Here is a 15,923-nt window from a genome sequence, read left to right on the forward strand (position 1 = left end):
GTCACGGGATGATCCGCTGGTCGCGGAGGTCCTGGAAGATGCGGAGGAACATCGCCTCGGTGTCGACGTACTCGTGGAAGCCGGCACGGCGCGATTTTGACGTGTCGGCGATCACGTCGTAGTCCCAGGCGAACACGAAGTCCCCGAAGGCCCACGACGACACCTCGCCGTAGGGGGTCGGGACGAGACCATGGCGCTCGACCATCGCGTTCCACAGGTCTTCCTTGTCGGCCATCACCTCACCCAGGTCCATCTCCAGGGGCGGCGCGACGTCGAGCTCAAAGAAGGCGGCGATCTTCGGCCACATCGACGACCACCTGAACATGTCGCCGTTGGTGATGTTGTAGGCCTCGTTGCGGGCCTCCTGCGTGGTGGCCGCCCAGACGGTGGCCTTGGCGAGGAGCCCGGCATCCGTCATCTCGATGAGGCTCGAGTAGGCGCCCGGCTTGCCCGGGAAGCGCAGCGGGATGCCGAGCTCCTTGCTCAGGGAGGCGTAGACGGCGATGACCATCGCGAGGTTCATCGGGTTGCCGAGCCCCACACCGGCCACGACGGACGGGCGCAGCGCCGACCACGACCACGACGCCCCGCGCTGGCGCCGTTCGAGGAACTGCTGCTGGTCGACATTGAACTCGGGCGGCATGTGCGGCGGATCCGACTCCTTCGCGGGAGTCGCGAAGGGGCCGAGGTGGGCGCCGTAGACCTTGTAGCCCTGCATGAGGCTGATGTGCTCGAGGTGGGGCGCGATGGGCTCGATGGCGTCGACCACGTTGGTGAGCATGGCCAGGTTCGGGGCGACGAGCCCCGCCCACGTGGGCCGGTCCTGGTAGGCGGCGTAGAACACGTGGGTGATGTCGGCGACGCCGCGGAGGCCGGCGGCGAGCTCGGCCGTCGCGTCGCGGTCGAGCAGATCGACCGCGACATGCCTCACGGGGCCGGTGTCCTCCCCTCCTCGACGGGAGAGACCGATGATGTCCCACCCTCCGCTGCGTGCCAGATGGTCGACGAGGTTGCCTCCGATGACACCTCGCGCCCCGACCACCAGTGCTGTCCTGTGTTCCATCCGTCCTCCATCGTTAGATCGTGATTTACCGATGCACTGTCTACCACAGGATCGGGAAAAACCGATATTGCGATATGCTCGAGGGGTGAGCGATGCAGGGAACGACCTCGACCTCGTGACGGTCTTCAAGGCGCTGGGCCACCCGACCCGCCTCGCGATCCTCGGGTGGTTGAAGCAGCCCGAGAGCTTCCCGCCGCAGGATCGACCCGCAGCCGAAGTGGGCGTGTGCCTGAAGCACATCCAGGCCCGGGCCGAGGTGTCGCAGTCCACCGCCTCGCAGTTCATGGCCACTCTCCAGCGCGCCGGCCTGGTCACCTGCACCCGGATCGGCCAGTGGTCGCACTACTCCCGCAACGACGAAGCCCTCGAAGCCCTCAGCCGCCGCCTCGCGCTCACCCTCTGAATCCCCGCGGGTGCAACGGATCGCGGCGCCGTGGACACTACAGGGTATGGGCGACTCGGACGAAGCGGACTGGGATCGCGTTCTGGCGGGTGAGGGTGAGGCGTTCGGCCGCATCTTCGACCGGCACCGCGACCGGGTGCGTCGTCATGCCGTGGGGCTCGCCCCCTCCCGCAGTGAAGCGGAGGACGTCGTCTCCCTCACCCTCCTCGAGGCCTGGCGCAGACGGCACAGCATCCGGTTCGTGGACGAGTCGATCCTGCCGTGGCTGCTCAGGACCGCCACCTACACGTGCCTGAACATGGCGCGCTCGGAACGCCGTCATCGGGCGGCGTTGAGCAGGCTGCCTGTGGCCGAGACCAGCCACGATCCGTTCGAGCACTCCGACGATGGCGCGGTCTTCGCCGCGATGCGGCGGTTGTCGGCTCGTGATCAGGAGATCATCACCCTGTGCGTGCTCGAAGGCCTCTCGGCCGAGGAGGCCGCCTCCCTCCTGGGGGTGCGGGCGCCATCCGCACGATCGCGCCTTTCCCGAGCCCGATCCCGACTGCGCGAGCACATGCTCGCACCCCCACCCCTCGGTGTCCGAACAGAAGGTCTCCCCCATGCCCAGTAGCGAACCCACCCGGGATCAGGTGCAGCGCCGCATGCTCGTCGCTCTCGCGGATTCGGCGCCGCTGACCCGCCGCCGCCCGAAGGCCTTGGCAGCGCTGGCGGTCTTCGCCCTCTCCGGCGCCCTCACCGGTGCGGCCGTCTCCGCCACCGCCGCCGCACTGGGCGACGACCCGCCCAACGTCTCACGACAGGTGCCGACCACCGCGATGCTGTCGACGCTCGTGCCGGGCTCCACCGAGCTGCTCGGCGAGCCCTTCGTCATCGAGGAAGGTGACGGCCCTGCGACCCTCGAGGTCGGCCTCGCGCCGGAAGGAGCCACCGAGCTCTTCGTCTCCTTCGGATGCCTCGATGCGGGCACCCACACCATCTCGATCGACAGCACCGTGACGGACACGTACTCGTGCGATGGCCCCAGCCTCGGATCAGGTGGCGGCCGACTGGTCACGGGCACCGGACCGCACACGGTGGACGTCGCCGGAGAGGGCGAGTACGTGCTCTGGGCGTCCTGGTCCGCCCCGGCCGTGGCGCCCGATGCCTCTGCCGAGCAGATCGCGGCTCTCGCCGATGGCACCGTGACGGAGGCCGAATACCGCGAGGGATTCGCTCGCTACCAGGAGTGCATGGCCGACGAAGGCCACCCCATCGACGTCGCAGACGCTCCAGGGCCGTTCATCAGCTACACGACGAGCGACGCCTCCCACGACTCGGGAGCCGAGCAGGCCTGCTACGCCGCCGAGTTCGAACGGATCGACATGGCGTTCCAGGGCGCGAACAGATAGGCACGGCAGGTCAGTCCTCTGGATGCGGGCGCTCCACGTCGGGGTGGGGCCTGTCGGGGTCGGGGCGTTGGAGGGCTTCGTGCACCAGGTAGGTGATGTCGATGGAGATGAGGCGCGGGGTGGTCACTGCGCCGGCTCCTGCGCGGTGGTGTCCTCCGGAGCGGGGGTGGGCGTCGGGTCGGCGGACGGTGTGGGGGCCGGGGTGGGCGTCGGAGTGGGGGTGGGATCCGGGCCTGCCGTCGGGGCCGCCGTGGGCGTAGGCGTCGGGGTGGGCGTCGGCGAGGCCGGGACCGGGTTCGTGGTGCGGAAGGGCGGGGTCGCGGGTGTGGCCTCGCTGAGATCGGCGTTGCCCATGTCGTCGAGGGGGACCTCGCGGAGCGGGAAGATGTTCCAGCCGGTGCCACGGGCGGCGTTCGCGAACGGCACGGTCACGGTGGTGCCGTCGGTGCTGAAGTAGTCGAACGGCTCCTCGAGCAGCGCGTCGCCGACGGTCACGAGAGGGTCCCCATCCTGATCGAACAGCTGCAGGTCGGTGACGGGATTCCCGGCGGCGTCGTAGCCGAAGATGTTCGTCACCCGCTGGCCGTCGAGCTGCAGGCCCGTCGGGTCGGTGTACGAAACGGCGTAATCATCCCCGGAAGTCGCCCTGACTTCGTTGAGAGCCCAAGCAGCGAAGAACGGCAGGGTCACGACCGCCACGACGGACACGGCGACCCGCACAGCCCTGAGCACCCGCCCCGGCGCCCAACGACCCCTCCCCCACTGCACGCTCAGCACGATCGCCGCGAACAGCAGCACCCAGAGCGGCAGGCTCGAGGGCACCAGCCCACTCAGCCCCAGCAGCAGAATGGTGAGCAGCTGATACAGGGCCCACCCCCGGAGAACCCACCACACGGGTCGCAGCGAGACGGCGAAGTCGGCCAACCACGCACCGAGCCGGGTGGAGCGTGCCCGCACGAGCGTCGCGGCCTCGAGGGAGTGCAGCCCCCGCGCCAGTCGCTGGCGGAGCGGCGCCGACGAGTTGCCGCGCGCAGGCAGCCCGGCCGAGGCGCGGAGCTCGGTGGCGTACGCGGCCGGATCGCCCAGCTCGAGGTGCCCGCCCTCATCGGAGGCCTGCTCGGCGAGGTCCGCCTCCAGCCCGCCGGTGAGGTCGTCGACCTCCTCCAGGGGCAGGTCGTCGAGGTGACGCCTCACGGCGGCCGCGAAGGCCGCGATCGTGGGCTCGAGGGTGCTGGTGGGTTCGCTCACTTGTTCTCTCCGATCGTGCGAAGCGGGGTCTTCTTGGGTGTGGGATCGGCCAGCAGCGCCGACATCGCCCCGGCGAACCCGGACCATGTGGTGCGCTGCCTGGCCAGCATCTCGCGGCCCTGGGTGTTGATGGCGTAGTACTTGCGGTGCGGGCCGCCCTCCGAGGGCACGACGTAGCTCGACAGCGCCCCAGCGGCGTACAGGCGGCGGAGCGTTCCGTACACCGACGCATCACCCACATCCCCCAGGCCCGCCTCGCGCAGCCGGCGCACGATGTCGTATCCGTACCCGTCGTCGTGCTGCACCACGGCCAGGACGGCCACGTCGAGCACACCCTTGAGCAGTTGTGTCGTATCCACTGAACCTCCACTGTGTCGATAAGCAAGGTACCACGCGGTGCACAGTAGTGCGCACTGAAGACACATGCGGCGAGTCGGATCTGGTGCCGGATCGACCCACCTGACACGATCGGAGCATGGCCCACGATCCCGCACCCGACCGAGCGGTGCCGAATCTCCCCTCCGCCGACTTCGACACCACGCAGGCGTTCTACGCCGGGTTCGGCTTCGAGTGCCTGTTCCGGGATGCCGGGTGGATGATCCTGACCCGAGGCGATCTGCAGCTCGAGTTCTTCCCCGCACCCGATCTCGATCCCCTGTCGAGCAGCTTCATGTGCTGCCTGCGCGTCGCCGACGTCGACGAGCTCTACGAGGCGATCCGCGCGTCAGGCGTGCCCGTCGCACCCACGGGCAGGCCACGACTCCACGAGGTGCGCCTGCAGCAGTGGGGGCTCCGGGCGGGCTACCTGGTCGACCCGGACGGCACGCAGCTCACCCTCATCGAGCAGCCCCGCTGAGAGCGCTTGACTCGAGCGTCGCCTCTCCGGCGGCCCACCCAATAGTCTTCTGTCGTACGCTCGGGATCTGCCGACGCGCGGTCGAGAAGGATGCCACGAGATGTCACGCGCGAACGGTTGGCCTGCGTCCGGTTCCCAGCACGACGGTCGCCGCCGCGATGACGGTTTCGGCAGGGGCATCGCCTACTCCCTGCTCGTCATCCCCCTGGCCATCCCGGTCTGGCTCATCCTCTGGCACTTCGGCTGGATCGCCAGCATCGTCGCCTTCGCGGTCGCGTTCGGAACGGCCGCCCTCTTCCGGTACGGGTCCAAGGGCAGGATCGAGACGCGGGGTGCCGTGGCCATCTCGCTCGTCGCGTTCGGCACGATCCTCCTGTGCGTGGCCGCTGCGGCGCTCTTCGATGCCAGCACGACCTTCGCGCCCGACGAGCGACCGCTCGCCGCACTCTCCGATCCCGACTTCTGGCCCTGGCTCGCCACCACCTACCTCGGTGACGCTGGCGTGCGCGCCTCGGTCGCGTGGAACGCGGCGCTCAGCCTGTTCCTCGCGGCCCTCGGATCGCTGCCCACCCTCCTCGCTCTTCTCCGAGGCCGCTCCGCGGGCAGCCGACTGGCCACTCTCTTCGCCCCCATCGGCATGGCGGTCACGGCCCTGGCGGTGCTCGGCATCCTCGTCTCCAACGGCTACTCCGTGGGCTCGGGCGGCATCACCGCGGCTCGCGCCCCGGAGCTCGCCACCCTCGAACCCTCACTCCCCGTCGGAACGTGTGTCGGCGACCTGAGCTACGACCTCACCGAGGTGGAGGAGATGGAGACGCCGACGACGATCCCGTGCGACGAGCTCCACGATGCCGAAGTCGTCTATGTGGGCGCCGTCGACGAATCGGCCTCAGGCCCCGACGTGCCCACCTCGGAGTGGCTCAGCTCCCACACCCTCGACCAGTGCTCGACCACGGTCTCCGACTTCCTCGGCACCCCATGGGAGGAGTCCGGTTACGCCATTCAGACCGTCTACCCCTCGGAGCGCACATGGAACGCCGGCGACCGGGCCGTCTCCTGCTGGCTCATGACCCCCACCGGCCCCACCACCGGCACCCTCCAGGGCGCCGGCCCCCTCCCCGCGTCCACCTGACCCGCCCGTCACCCGCAGCCGGCACGCCCCACAGATGATGAGAGCGATGAACGACCGTCACGAGCCCTCTCCGCAACCCGCTGCTGAGGTTCGGCCTGTGGGCGAACGGTTCCGGGTGTGGGCATTGCCCGTCGGCATCGCCGTGCTCGTGCCTGTTCTGGCGATCTCCTTGTGGCCGCCCCCGGCGCAGTCCGCGACCGTCGCGGTGCAGATCGACGCCGCAGAGAGCGCGCTCTCGCACGAGGTCGCTGCACACGGAATGCTCCGCAGTGCGGTGGGCGCCGACTACAAGGGGCGGGCATTCCGCGTGACGACGTTGGAGATAACCCTCGGCGAGAGGCGCGCGAACGGCGGAGCGGAGACGGGTGATCTCTCAGCCTCGTTCACCACCGCCGGAGGGATGGACGTGCTGTGCGAACCGACGTCTCCCTTCGAGGCCTCGGTTGGTGTGCAGACCCTGCAGTGCATGCCGTTCGTCGAGCTGGACCAGCTCGCTGCCGTGACGGACGTGCGGGTATCCACATGAGGAAGCTGATGGCGGTCGCGTCCGTGGTGGTGGCGTTGGTCGCGCTCGCAGGCTGCACCTCCAGCACCCCTGAGCCGTTCGTGACGCACACATCGTCAGGCAAGGTCTGGGAACCCGTTCGTACGACGATCCAGCAGCAGGGCCTGACGGCTCGATGGAGTTCGGATGGCACGTCTCTCGACATCATCGTGAGCGGGAGCCCGAACTGCTTCCCCACCCCGACCGGTTACGTTGTGACCGCCCCGGACCGCCTGACAGTCGTCACGGAGTCCCCTCGGCCGTTCGCCTGCGACCTGGCACTGTTCACGAAGCAGTTCAGAACGGCGACTCCCGAAGGCCTCGACCCGTCCGTCCCCATCGAGATCCTCCGCGACTACGAGCCCACCCCCGCGCCCAGAACCCTCGATCCCGCCGACCGGTAGATGTCTCCAGCGCTACCCGCCGGTCGTCGACCAACCGGGCACGGCCAAGGCAACAGACTCTATCCAGGACGCTGTCGCCGACGTCGGGCTTCAGTCGACCGCCCCGCGGCTATTCGAACCAGGGGACTGCTGTGAGGGGGCCGGGTGCGGCGGGCGGCGCCGGGGTGATCGTGAGGGTGAAGCGGGGGACGCCGGCGGTGTGCTGCAGGGTGACGCGGTGCGCGCCTTCGGGGACGGGGAGGCGGATCGCACCGGGACCCGTCGGCGCCTCGTCGTCGAACTGCGCGGCCATGGTCAGCTGCGTGTAGTCGGTGACCCACAGGCCTGCGGGCCCGACGCGCACGATGCTCACCGCTTCGCGCAGCACCGGAGCGTCCACCGCGCCACCCGTGAACTCCAGGGGATCGTCGGCATGGTCCGGGCCGGGGTAGGCGATGAACAGCGAGCCCTCGTTCATCTGCGCGGTGAAGTGGGCGAGGAGCTGCTCGAGCTCCCAGTCCTCGTGCACGAAGCCGCGGTACGTATCCGGAGCCACGAGGCAGACGAATCCGTCCTCATCGACGGTCAGCGACAGCGCATCCTCAGTGCTCATGACAGCACCGTAATCGATGCCGGAAGACGAGCACAGCGCAAGGGCCGAGCGCCGGGCCCTGCCGTCGCCTAGCGTTGACCCATGGCCAGAACCATCTCCACCAACACCTCCGTCGACCGCGACGGCATGCTCGAGTTCGTGCGACCTCGGCACCGGATGCTCGTCGCCACCACGCGCGCAGACGGCCGCCCGCAGATGTCGCCCGTCACCGGTGGGGTGGACGAGCAGGGCCGCATCGTCATTTCCACCTACCCGGGCCGCGCCAAGACCCGCAACGCTGAGCGCCGCCCGGCGACCTCGGTGCTGGTGCTGTCGGACGACTGGAACGACGCGTGGATCCAGATCGACGGCGACGCCGAGGTGCTGCACATGCCCGAAGCCGCCGACGGTCTCGTCGACTACTTCCGCTGCATCTCGGGCGAACACCCCGACTGGCAGGAGTACCGCGAGGCGATGGCACTGCAGAACAAGTCGCTGCTGCGCATCACGCCCACCCGCTGGAGCCCCATCTCCACAGGCGGTTTTCCGCCCGATGTCGCCGAGCGACTCGACTCCCTCTGAGCGCCCGGCGTAGCATCGAGGCATGCCACTGATCGGGGAGTACGAGCCGGGAACCAGCGACTGGGCGCGCGAGCAGCTCGAGCTGTACGAGTCGTCGGGCGGCACCGAGGGCACCGAGCTCCGCGGCATGCCCGTCATCATCCTCACGACCGTCGGCGCCAAGACCGGCAAGCTGCGCAAGACGCCGCTCATGCGGGTGGAGCACGACGGGGAGTACGCCGTGGTGGCGTCTCTCGGCGGGGCGCCCAAGCATCCGGTCTGGTACTTCAACATCGTCAAGCAGCCGCACGTCGAGCTGCAGGACCGCACCGAGAAGCACGACTACACCGCCCGCGAGGTCTTCGGCGACGAGAAGGCGCTGTGGTGGGAGCGAGCGGTCGCCGCCTACCCTCCCTACGTCGACTACCAGACGAAGACCGACCGCGAGATCCCCGTCTTCGTCCTCACCCGCCTCGACGCCGCCTGACCCCGGCCGGCATTCGTTCTCGCATCCAAACGCTCCTCTTCAGCCTGTGGGACGGGGGCTGTGCGCATCCTCACCCGTCGCCGAGACAGGATCCCAGGTCGACCCCAGCCAACACGAGTGCATCGACCTTCTCCTGGCGTGTCGTCGGAATGGCAAGACCGTTGTCGGTCAGGCAGGCGTCGAGAAGTGCTCCGTCCGTTCGCTCTTCCTGGTGGGCAGTCTGCCAGGACCCGTCGATCCCTTCGAATTCGGTCTGATAGCAGCGAGCGTCGGTTCCGTCGTCGGTCGCTTCCGCCAGGTAGCGGTAGTCGAGGATCGAGCCAGTGCTTTCCAGAACCTCGACCGTGTATCCACTGGTCGACATGCACGCTTCGAACGCGGCGAAACCTCTCTCGTACTCGGCTCGATCGACGTGCCCATCGGCGAGCGCCTCTTTGTGCGCCAGTGACGGGGCATAGAACTCTGCGCCCGCCTCCCCCTCGCCTGCGTTCGCCGCACCGCCCGCGCAGCCGGACAACCCGAGACCGGTAACGGCTAGAACAGCGCCGATCAAGAAGGTTCTCTTCGTGGTTCGCATCAGAACTCCTTACGTCGTGAACGGCCAGCCGCCTGAGTAACCCCAGGCCTTGACACCACAGTTGTGGGAGGCACCCACGATGGTGCCGCCAGGGTGATGGGTGACGATCCCTGGCGCTTCCTGCCACGCGCTGGTGTAGATCGGACTCCCGGGGTGGGCCTTGTATCGCACCTGGACGCGGGCGTTGCCGCACCCCAGCTCAGGGTTCGGGTTCGTTGGCGAAGCCGTCTGGCCGCCCAACGCTTGTGAGCTCTTGCCTGTCACCGTCAGGTTGTAGGTGCAGCTCTTGTACTTCGTTCCGGTCGCAGTGGCCGTGCCGCCACCCACGATGTGGAGGCCGACAACCATCGCCAGTGCACAACCCACCACGAGCAGTCGCCTGCCAAGGTAGCCATCGTGGACTTTCATCGCTCCGCCCCTCTCGGGCGGCTCTCGCCCGTTGCGACGACCGTAGATCTGGACTCGACTCACGTAAATGAGTAATTGCCACTCACTCGTATGCGATTCGGTTTCGTTCCGTCACTGTCGTCGATTCTGGACTCGTCATGAGTTGCGTTGCGTGACGGCTGTGGGGCTGGTGTTGCTCGCTTGGTTCGGTTCGGGCCTGCGGTGGGTTGAAGGTCGACCGGGTCAGGCGCGTTCTACCGGGAGCCAGAGCTCGCAGGTCGCTGTGGTGAAGTCGGGTGCGCGGTCCAGGACCGCGACGATCGACGGGCCGGGGCGCAGCCGCCACGGGTTCGACGGGAACCAGTCCGTCGCCGTGGCCGCCCAGACGGATTGCAGCGTGGCCGGGTACTCCCCCTCGGTGCGGAAGACCGCCCACATGCCGGCCGGGACCTCGATGACGTCGAGATCGTCGGGCACCTGGGTCGTCTCGCCGATCGCGACGCCGTGCAGGTAGGTGAGCTCGCTGCCCTCCCGGTAGTCCGGGTCGACATCGGCGCTCACCTGCAGCAGCCCCGCCGGCTCGGTGTCGCTCAGCTCCTTGAGTCGTGCGTGCTCCGCCGCCGGCAGTGAGGCGATGTGGGCCTGGATCTGCGGATTGACGCCCTCATGGATGAGGGGGACGCGGGTGGCGTGGCCGACGAGGCGGAACGGCGGTCGGTCGACGAGTCGAGTGTCCATGGTGATGTTCCCTTCTACTGTCAGGCGGAACCTGATCTGCGGTTGTGTACGAAGGGGGCCGCCGTCTCGCCGCACGTCAGCCGGGCTGACGCCGTGCACCGAGCGGAACGCCCGCCCGAACGCCTCGGTCGATCCGTATCCGAATCGCACTGCGATCCCGAGCAGCTCATCGCCTCCCAGCACGTCCGCCGCCGCGATCGCCATGCGCCGCCGGCGGATGTATTCCGACAGCGGCATGCCCGCCAGCGACGAGAACATCCGCCGCAGGTGGTACTCGGTGGTGCCGAGCCCGCTCGCCAGCTCGGCCACGTCGATCTCGCCGGTCAAGTTGCGCTCGACCAGCTCGACCAGCCTGTTCAGTTCGGCGATCACGGCTCTCCCTTCGACATCCACCCTCGCAGTCGTCCTCGCCCGGCACCCTAATATCGCGGTCCGATCGGATCGCCCTCTCGACCGAACGTCGTCGAACTAGGGTCGGAGTGTGAATCGCACCGACAGGCTCTACGCGCTCGTGGAGGAGCTGCGGGCCGTGTCGCCGCGCCCGAGGAGCGCCCGGTGGCTCGCCGACAGGTTCGGCGTGAGCTCCCGCACGATCGAGCGTGATCTCTCGGCGCTGCAGCAGAGCGGGGTGCCCATCTGGGCAGAACCCGGCCGCACCGGCGGGTACTGCCTCGACACGGCTCACACCTTGGCGCCCCTCGGATTCACCGTCGACGAAGCCCTCGCCGTGATGGTCGCTCTGGGCACGCTGGCCACGAGCCCGTTCCGCGATTCGGCGACATCGGCCCTCCGCAAGGTCGTCGCCGTCACCGAGGATCGCAGCCTGGAGCAGACGGCCGACCTCGCCACCCGCATCCACCTGCTCGACGACGAGACGTCGAGCGAAGCTCCCCCGGCCTTGGCCCTCGCGCTGCGCACCGGCCACGTTCTGCGGATCTCCTACAGCGACCGCACCGGACGTGCGACCGTGCGTGACGTCGAGCCGATGGGATTCGTCGGCAAGGGCGCCGAGTGGTACCTGATCGCCTGGTGTCGCCTTCGCGATCGTCTTCGTGCCTTTCGGGGCGACCGCATCAGCGAGGCGGAGCCCCTCGCGGAGCGACCGCCACGGCGACCGCTTCGAGCGGAGGATCTGGGCATCGTCGAGGGAAGGCTGCGAGCGGTCGGTCCGGGCGGCGATCCGTCTTAAACGCCGACAGGACGTTGTCGCTCGGGGTGTGGAGGATGAAGGTGTCGGGCCGGTTGGCGTGACGGAAAGGAAGACCATGGACCTCGCATCGATCCGCATCATCACGCACGACGTCGACCGGCTCGCCCGCTTCTACGAGGCTGTGACGGCGACAACCGCCGCACGGCCGGCCCCGGTCTTCGCCGAGTTCCGAACGGCCTCCGGCACCCTGGCGGTGGCGAGCACGGCGACCGTCGCCATGCTCGGAGACGACGCACCGCGCCCGGGCAGCAACGAGTCGATCATCATCGAGTTCCTGGTCACGGACGTCGACGCGGAGTTCGACCGACTGCGCGACGTGCTCAACGACGTCGTGCTCCCACCGACCACCATGCCCTGGGGCAACAGGTCCGCCATCTTCCGCGACCCTGACGGCAACCTGGTGAACCTCTTCTCCCGCCCCGCCGCCCCGTGACGATGAGCGTGCCGAGGTGGGGTCACTCGGCCTCTTCTGCCTTGGCGAGCAGTTCCAGGAGTTTGGGCAGTGCCGCATCCGACTTCATGGTCTGGAAGTCGACGGCCGACACGATGTTGAGGAGGTCGAGCCGGAGTTGGGCCCGCTCCGGTGACGCCGGCCCGCGGTTGCCGTTCAGCGCCCATGCCACGTCGATGCGGGCGACCAGCGCCTCGTCGCTCCAATGACGCTCACTCATGCGCTGATGGTAAGCATCCGAAATGAACCGGAATCGACCAGCAGACTATGGACAGCTGGACGATGACAGCCGCCACACCGCCGCCATCCGCTCGCCGCCGCCAGCGGGCGGCCACTCATCAGTTCGCGCGGTCTTCCAGCTCGTCCGCCGTCAGGTGCTCTCCAGGCTGCGGGGTCCGGAACAGGGGGTTGTCCGAGACCGCTTCACCCTCGGCCGGCTCGTCGGCCGCGGCCGCTGCGTCGGGGAGGATGTCGGGTTCCTCCGACATGGGTGTCCCCGGCGCACCGGGGCCCGGTTCGGCAGCGGCGGGCGCGCCCTGCTCGGAGTCAGCGGACCGTGGGACGAGAGGTTCAGACATCGACATACGACGATCGTCACCCGGGCATCCCCGCCCGACGGCCCCCTTGACTCACGTCAGCACGTCAGTTCATCAGGGTGCCGCGGTGCCGAAGGCGTGGAGGTCGAGCTCCCTGCTCAGGGCGTCGCAGGCGGCCTTGCCCCGCACGCTCGTGCCGTGCTCGTCGAGAGGTGGGCTGACAACGGCGGCACCGAGCCGCCCGGGGGCCGAGAGCACGATCGCCCCGGAGACGCTGGATTTCGCCGGGATGCCGATCTCGCGCATCCACCGCCCCGAGCCGTCGTACACACCGCAGGTCGCCATCACCGAGACGACATCACGCGCCACGGTCGACGACACGACGCGTTCGCCCGACACCGGGTTCACTCCCCCGCAGGCGAGGGTGGCGCCCATGACCGCGAGCGCCTCGGCATCCACCAGCACCGCGCACGCACGCGCGTAGACGGCGACCGCGTCGTCGGCGCTCACGTGCAGGGTCCCCTCCGCCCGCATGAGGTGCGCGAGCGCGTGATTGCGGTCGCCGAGGAGGTGCTCGTTGCAGGCGACGCTCTCGTCGACCTCGAGCCGGCGGCCGGCGAAGGCCGAGAGGCCGCGGAGGATCCGCTCGTTGCGCTCGTCGACGTCGCTGCCGTCGACGAGCGAGGCCGTGAGCAGGGCCCCGGCGTTGACCATGGGGTTCGGTGGACGGCCGGTGCCGCTCTCGAGCTTGATGGCATCGAAGGCCTCGCCGGTGGGTTCGATGCCGATGCGGTCAAGCGCATCACCGTGGGTGTCGAGCAGGGCGAGGGCGAACAGGAACGGCTTGACCGCCGACTGCACGCTGAACGGTGCGTCCGCCTGGGCGGTGGTGTGCACCGTGCCATCCGGCAGCACCAGTGCCAGCGCGCACAGCTCGGCGTCGGCATCGGCGAGCTCGGGGATGCTGTCGTCCACCGCGCCACCGCTCTCCCGCATGACCCGCCGCCGCAGATCCTCGAGGTCGTACAGTGCCGCGTCTGGTCTCATCCCTTCACCCTGCCACGGTGTGCGGCCCATGCAGGGGTCTCGCACTAAGCTCGCCCTGAACACGGGAGGGGGCACCTGTGAAGCGGGTGGTCGAGTGGTACTGGCGTCGGGGGTGGAGTTCTCGGGATGCCCTGGGCAGCGCCATCGTCTGCGCGGTGAACGCCGCCGCGGTACTGGTGCTGTGGTTCTTCGTCAGGGACTACGGCCGGGAATGGGCAGTTGCAGCCGTTGTCGCAGCCGCAGCAGCGGCAGCGCCCTCCGCTGTCATGTTCGCCGTCTCGGGGAGGATCCGCTCTAGGGAGAAGGCCACCAGCGAGAACGATTGATGCGCTGACAGGCGCCGATCAGCCCTCGAGCGGGTCGAGGGTGCCCGCCGGGGAACCCTCCACGAGGACGGTGATCTCCCTGCTGAGGTCGAGCCCCTCAGGCTGCTCGGCGGCGAATGACGTGGGCCTCAAGTCGGTAGTGCAATCGCGATCGGGTGGCGGTTCGAGCGTCACGGCCACCGTGGATGCGTCGACGACGTCGAGCGTGGCGGGGACGGTGGGGCAGCTCCCACTGCCGTACGTCGTGAGGATGATGTGCGGGAAGGAATCGTCCCCCCACCGAACAGGCACGTCGCCGGCAGAGACGTACTGCTGCACCCACGTGCCCGCGGGCGCTGCGGATGCGGTGCTCTCGCCAGCCTCCGGGGCCGCCACCGCCGAGGCCGTGCCCTCACCGGGTTCCGAGGTGCACCCCGCCAACGAAGCCCCGACGACCACGGCGACGGCTGCAACCCCCACGCACACCGCCCACGATCGCTTCCCCATACGAGAACGCTATCCGCGCGCCCTTTGGAAGTCGAGGCGTCGGCCTCGATGAGTGGCGACGGGCGGGCACTCAGGTACCGGCCTCCCAGCCGTCGTAGTCGCCTCCAGGAACGCTCAGCGCAAGCTGCTCGAAGAATGCGCGCGCCGATTGCACTCTCTCCGGAGTGACGACGACACCTCTCTGTTCCGCGATGACAACCCAACCGGTCCCGGAAGCGGCGTGATCCACGCGTTGCAGGTCCCACCCATCCTGTGACGCTGCAGCCGCTATGACCTGCGCTCCTTCTTCGTCTGCGCAGTAGATGTAGTGAATCCAATGTCGCGGAACAGTCAGATCACTTCTCTTTCCGAGCGCGCGAAGCGTTTGATCGTCCAGAGGGTTGCCGGGGGTGACTGTCTTCTTGCCTCGCCTGAATATGCCCACGGTGTGAGCCTACTGGCGTCCTTCATCGCGTTCTCCGCGGATCAGACCGGCCGCGCGTCAGGCCCTGTGCCAAGCCGGCAGGCGGCGTCGGGATCCGATCGCCGTCACCTGGTCAGTTGCGTGATCTCCTCGGCGGGCGGGGCCTCGATCGTGACCTGCTGGCCCCAGCGCTCGAACGTCGTCTCCTGAGCCGAGCCCGCGTAGTCGAACGCGAGCTTGCGGAGCAGTCCGTCCGGCCCCACCCACATGCGGTACTCGATCTCCGCGGGCAGCTCGGCCACGAGCTCGGCAGGCATCCCCTGGAAGTAGGCACCCGATGTGTCGACCACCACGCGGTACGGAATCGTCGACACCCCGTCGAGGGTGACGGCCTCGCCCGCCGTCTCGACGGCCACGATGGAGCCACGGACGCCGTTCAGCAGCGTCGACGGATCCGAGGAGTCCTGCAGCGCGGGCATCATCGAGGCGAACGGGCCCGCCGAGTCGTTCATGTCGAAAGCCGCCCAGCGGCCAGGCGCGGCCTCGCCGAGAGCCACGTACAGCACGCCGTTGACCAGCCGGGCCTCCATGGCGGGGCTGTCGGGGAGGCTCGTGGTCATCGAGAGCGCGGTCTCCGATCCGTCCGGCGCGGCTGACACGTCACCCTGGGCGGTGATGGTGACGCCCGAGGCGGTGATCGTCGTCGTGAAGTGCACCGAGGTCGGGGCTCCAGGATCGGCCTGCACACTCGAGACGAAGCCGGCGAGATCCATGGTGCCTGGCACCGCGGGCGACCCCGCTGCTGCGGCCTGCGTGCGTGGCGGGTTCGCGGCGAGATAGGCGGAGACGCCCGCGGCGGCACCGCCGGCGAGCCCCACGACCACGGCCGCCACGAGGAGCGAACGCAGAACGCGGCGCCGACCCTCGCGGTGGTACGACCTGAAGGCGTCCTGATCCTGCATGTCCTCGTCCCCCCGGCCAGCACCCCTGCGCCGCCCGAAGCCACACCGTAGGGCTGCCACCTGAACGGCGGATGGTGCGGAGACCAACAGTCCGCACCCGAGCCCGGCCGCCTTGGGGGTGGCCTGAGGTCGGGTAGCAT

General features: G+C 68.8%; 25 protein-coding genes. 12 read left to right on the plus strand and 13 right to left on the minus strand.

The window, feature by feature from the left end:
* Position 1: 1 nt before the first annotated feature.
* Positions 2-1,063 carry an SDR family oxidoreductase gene (locus ACEXQC_RS06405; protein WP_374819635.1) on the minus strand — a complete coding sequence of 354 codons (1,062 nt, stop codon included), beginning with the start codon at positions 1,061-1,063 and terminating at the stop codon, positions 2-4.
* An 85-nt stretch (positions 1,064-1,148) separates the two neighbouring features.
* Here ACEXQC_RS06405 and ACEXQC_RS06410 point away from each other — a divergent pair, with 85 nt between their 5' ends.
* The 3 genes from ACEXQC_RS06410 to ACEXQC_RS06420 are packed head-to-tail and all read left to right on the plus strand — an operon-like array spanning position 1,149 to position 2,857.
* The gene (locus ACEXQC_RS06410; protein WP_374819637.1) at positions 1,149-1,466 is read left to right on the plus strand and encodes an ArsR/SmtB family transcription factor; all 318 of its coding nucleotides are present in this window, start codon (positions 1,149-1,151) and stop codon (positions 1,464-1,466) included.
* Positions 1,467-1,512: 46 nt separating this feature from the next.
* Positions 1,513-2,079, plus strand: a complete 567-nt coding sequence (locus ACEXQC_RS06415) for an RNA polymerase sigma factor (protein WP_374819639.1) — start codon at positions 1,513-1,515, stop codon at positions 2,077-2,079.
* Positions 2,069-2,857 (plus strand): hypothetical protein, encoded by a 789-nt coding sequence (locus ACEXQC_RS06420; RefSeq protein ID WP_374819641.1) that lies wholly within the window; start codon positions 2,069-2,071, stop codon positions 2,855-2,857. The genes ACEXQC_RS06415 and ACEXQC_RS06420 overlap by 11 nt, the downstream gene beginning before the upstream one ends.
* Before the next feature lie 123 nt (positions 2,858-2,980).
* Here ACEXQC_RS06420 and ACEXQC_RS06425 read toward each other — a convergent pair whose 3' ends face one another.
* Positions 2,981-4,105, minus strand: coding sequence for a hypothetical protein (locus ACEXQC_RS06425; protein ID WP_374819643.1), 1,125 nt, complete (start codon positions 4,103-4,105; stop codon positions 2,981-2,983).
* Positions 4,102-4,464 carry a PadR family transcriptional regulator gene (locus tag ACEXQC_RS06430; RefSeq protein ID WP_374819645.1) on the minus strand — a complete coding sequence of 121 codons (363 nt, stop codon included), beginning with the start codon at positions 4,462-4,464 and terminating at the stop codon, positions 4,102-4,104. Before ACEXQC_RS06430 ends, ACEXQC_RS06425 begins: the two co-directional genes overlap by 4 nt.
* A 116-nt stretch (positions 4,465-4,580) precedes the next feature.
* On the opposite strand from ACEXQC_RS06430, the gene ACEXQC_RS06435 reads away from it, so the two are divergent.
* The 4 genes from ACEXQC_RS06435 (at position 4,581) to ACEXQC_RS06450 (ending at position 7,041) form a co-directional block, all read left to right on the plus strand.
* Positions 4,581-4,961 (plus strand): bleomycin resistance protein, encoded by a 381-nt coding sequence (locus tag ACEXQC_RS06435; RefSeq protein WP_374819647.1) that lies wholly within the window; start codon positions 4,581-4,583, stop codon positions 4,959-4,961.
* A 100-nt stretch (positions 4,962-5,061) separates the two neighbouring features.
* Positions 5,062-6,093 (plus strand): septum formation family protein, encoded by a 1,032-nt coding sequence (locus ACEXQC_RS06440; RefSeq protein ID WP_374819649.1) that lies wholly within the window; start codon positions 5,062-5,064, stop codon positions 6,091-6,093.
* A 97-nt stretch (positions 6,094-6,190) separates the two neighbouring features.
* Positions 6,191-6,619 carry a hypothetical protein gene (locus ACEXQC_RS06445; protein ID WP_374819651.1) on the plus strand — a complete coding sequence of 143 codons (429 nt, stop codon included), beginning with the start codon at positions 6,191-6,193 and terminating at the stop codon, positions 6,617-6,619.
* Positions 6,616-7,041 carry a hypothetical protein gene (locus ACEXQC_RS06450; protein ID WP_374819653.1) on the plus strand — a complete coding sequence of 142 codons (426 nt, stop codon included), beginning with the start codon at positions 6,616-6,618 and terminating at the stop codon, positions 7,039-7,041. Before ACEXQC_RS06445 ends, ACEXQC_RS06450 begins: the two co-directional genes overlap by 4 nt.
* A gap of 109 nt (positions 7,042-7,150) precedes the next feature.
* Here ACEXQC_RS06450 and ACEXQC_RS06455 read toward each other — a convergent pair whose 3' ends face one another.
* A complete protein-coding gene (locus ACEXQC_RS06455; protein WP_374819655.1) occupies positions 7,151-7,633 on the minus strand; it encodes a hypothetical protein in 483 nt (160 codons plus the stop codon).
* Between the two features lie 81 nt (positions 7,634-7,714).
* Here ACEXQC_RS06455 and ACEXQC_RS06460 point away from each other — a divergent pair, with 81 nt between their 5' ends.
* Positions 7,715-8,194 (plus strand): PPOX class F420-dependent oxidoreductase, encoded by a 480-nt coding sequence (locus ACEXQC_RS06460; protein WP_374819656.1) that lies wholly within the window; start codon positions 7,715-7,717, stop codon positions 8,192-8,194.
* A 22-nt stretch (positions 8,195-8,216) separates the two neighbouring features.
* Complete coding sequence (locus ACEXQC_RS06465; protein WP_374819658.1) at positions 8,217-8,660, plus strand: nitroreductase family deazaflavin-dependent oxidoreductase; 444 nt, start codon at positions 8,217-8,219, stop codon at positions 8,658-8,660.
* Between the two features lie 70 nt (positions 8,661-8,730).
* Here ACEXQC_RS06465 and ACEXQC_RS06470 read toward each other — a convergent pair whose 3' ends face one another.
* The 3 genes from ACEXQC_RS06470 to ACEXQC_RS06480 all read right to left on the minus strand — a co-directional run bounded on the left by ACEXQC_RS06470 (position 8,731) and on the right by ACEXQC_RS06480 (position 10,734).
* Positions 8,731-9,237, minus strand: a complete 507-nt coding sequence (locus ACEXQC_RS06470) for a hypothetical protein (RefSeq protein WP_374819660.1) — start codon at positions 9,235-9,237, stop codon at positions 8,731-8,733.
* A 9-nt stretch (positions 9,238-9,246) separates the two neighbouring features.
* Complete coding sequence (locus tag ACEXQC_RS06475; RefSeq protein WP_374819662.1) at positions 9,247-9,645, minus strand: hypothetical protein; 399 nt, start codon at positions 9,643-9,645, stop codon at positions 9,247-9,249.
* Positions 9,646-9,867: 222 nt separating this feature from the next.
* Entirely contained in the window at positions 9,868-10,734 is an 867-nt protein-coding gene (locus tag ACEXQC_RS06480; RefSeq protein ID WP_374819664.1) for a GyrI-like domain-containing protein, read from the minus strand.
* A gap of 109 nt (positions 10,735-10,843) precedes the next feature.
* Between ACEXQC_RS06480 and ACEXQC_RS06485 the strand changes: the two genes are divergently transcribed.
* Both ACEXQC_RS06485 and ACEXQC_RS06490 read left to right on the plus strand, forming a co-directional pair.
* Complete coding sequence (locus tag ACEXQC_RS06485; RefSeq protein WP_374819665.1) at positions 10,844-11,551, plus strand: helix-turn-helix transcriptional regulator; 708 nt, start codon at positions 10,844-10,846, stop codon at positions 11,549-11,551.
* Between the two features lie 76 nt (positions 11,552-11,627).
* Positions 11,628-12,005 carry a VOC family protein gene (locus ACEXQC_RS06490; RefSeq protein WP_374819666.1) on the plus strand — a complete coding sequence of 126 codons (378 nt, stop codon included), beginning with the start codon at positions 11,628-11,630 and terminating at the stop codon, positions 12,003-12,005.
* A 22-nt stretch (positions 12,006-12,027) separates the two neighbouring features.
* Here ACEXQC_RS06490 and ACEXQC_RS06495 read toward each other — a convergent pair whose 3' ends face one another.
* From ACEXQC_RS06495 to glsA, 3 genes are all read right to left on the minus strand, one after another.
* A complete protein-coding gene (locus ACEXQC_RS06495) occupies positions 12,028-12,243 on the minus strand; it encodes a hypothetical protein (RefSeq protein ID WP_374819668.1) in 216 nt (71 codons plus the stop codon).
* Positions 12,244-12,361: 118 nt separating this feature from the next.
* Positions 12,362-12,511 (minus strand): hypothetical protein, encoded by a 150-nt coding sequence (locus ACEXQC_RS06500; protein WP_374819669.1) that lies wholly within the window; start codon positions 12,509-12,511, stop codon positions 12,362-12,364.
* A 162-nt stretch (positions 12,512-12,673) separates the two neighbouring features.
* A complete protein-coding gene (glsA, locus tag ACEXQC_RS06505) occupies positions 12,674-13,606 on the minus strand; it encodes a glutaminase A (protein ID WP_374819671.1) in 933 nt (310 codons plus the stop codon).
* Between the two features lie 77 nt (positions 13,607-13,683).
* Between glsA and ACEXQC_RS06510 the strand changes: the two genes are divergently transcribed.
* Positions 13,684-13,932 carry a hypothetical protein gene (locus ACEXQC_RS06510; protein WP_374819673.1) on the plus strand — a complete coding sequence of 83 codons (249 nt, stop codon included), beginning with the start codon at positions 13,684-13,686 and terminating at the stop codon, positions 13,930-13,932.
* A gap of 18 nt (positions 13,933-13,950) precedes the next feature.
* Here the strand turns inward: ACEXQC_RS06510 and ACEXQC_RS06515 are convergent, their stop codons facing one another.
* The 3 genes from ACEXQC_RS06515 to ACEXQC_RS06525 all read right to left on the minus strand — a co-directional run bounded on the left by ACEXQC_RS06515 (position 13,951) and on the right by ACEXQC_RS06525 (position 15,783).
* The gene (locus tag ACEXQC_RS06515; RefSeq protein ID WP_374819675.1) at positions 13,951-14,418 is read right to left on the minus strand and encodes a hypothetical protein; all 468 of its coding nucleotides are present in this window, start codon (positions 14,416-14,418) and stop codon (positions 13,951-13,953) included.
* Between the two features lie 70 nt (positions 14,419-14,488).
* Entirely contained in the window at positions 14,489-14,842 is a 354-nt protein-coding gene (locus ACEXQC_RS06520; protein ID WP_374819677.1) for a ribonuclease E inhibitor RraB, read from the minus strand.
* A gap of 104 nt (positions 14,843-14,946) precedes the next feature.
* A complete protein-coding gene (locus ACEXQC_RS06525; protein ID WP_374819679.1) occupies positions 14,947-15,783 on the minus strand; it encodes an SCO4651 family lipoprotein in 837 nt (278 codons plus the stop codon).
* Positions 15,784-15,923: the final 140 nt, after the last annotated feature.

It is taken from the genome of Herbiconiux liukaitaii (assembly GCF_041927495.1).
Classification (GTDB): domain Bacteria; phylum Actinomycetota; class Actinomycetes; order Actinomycetales; family Microbacteriaceae; genus Herbiconiux; species Herbiconiux liukaitaii.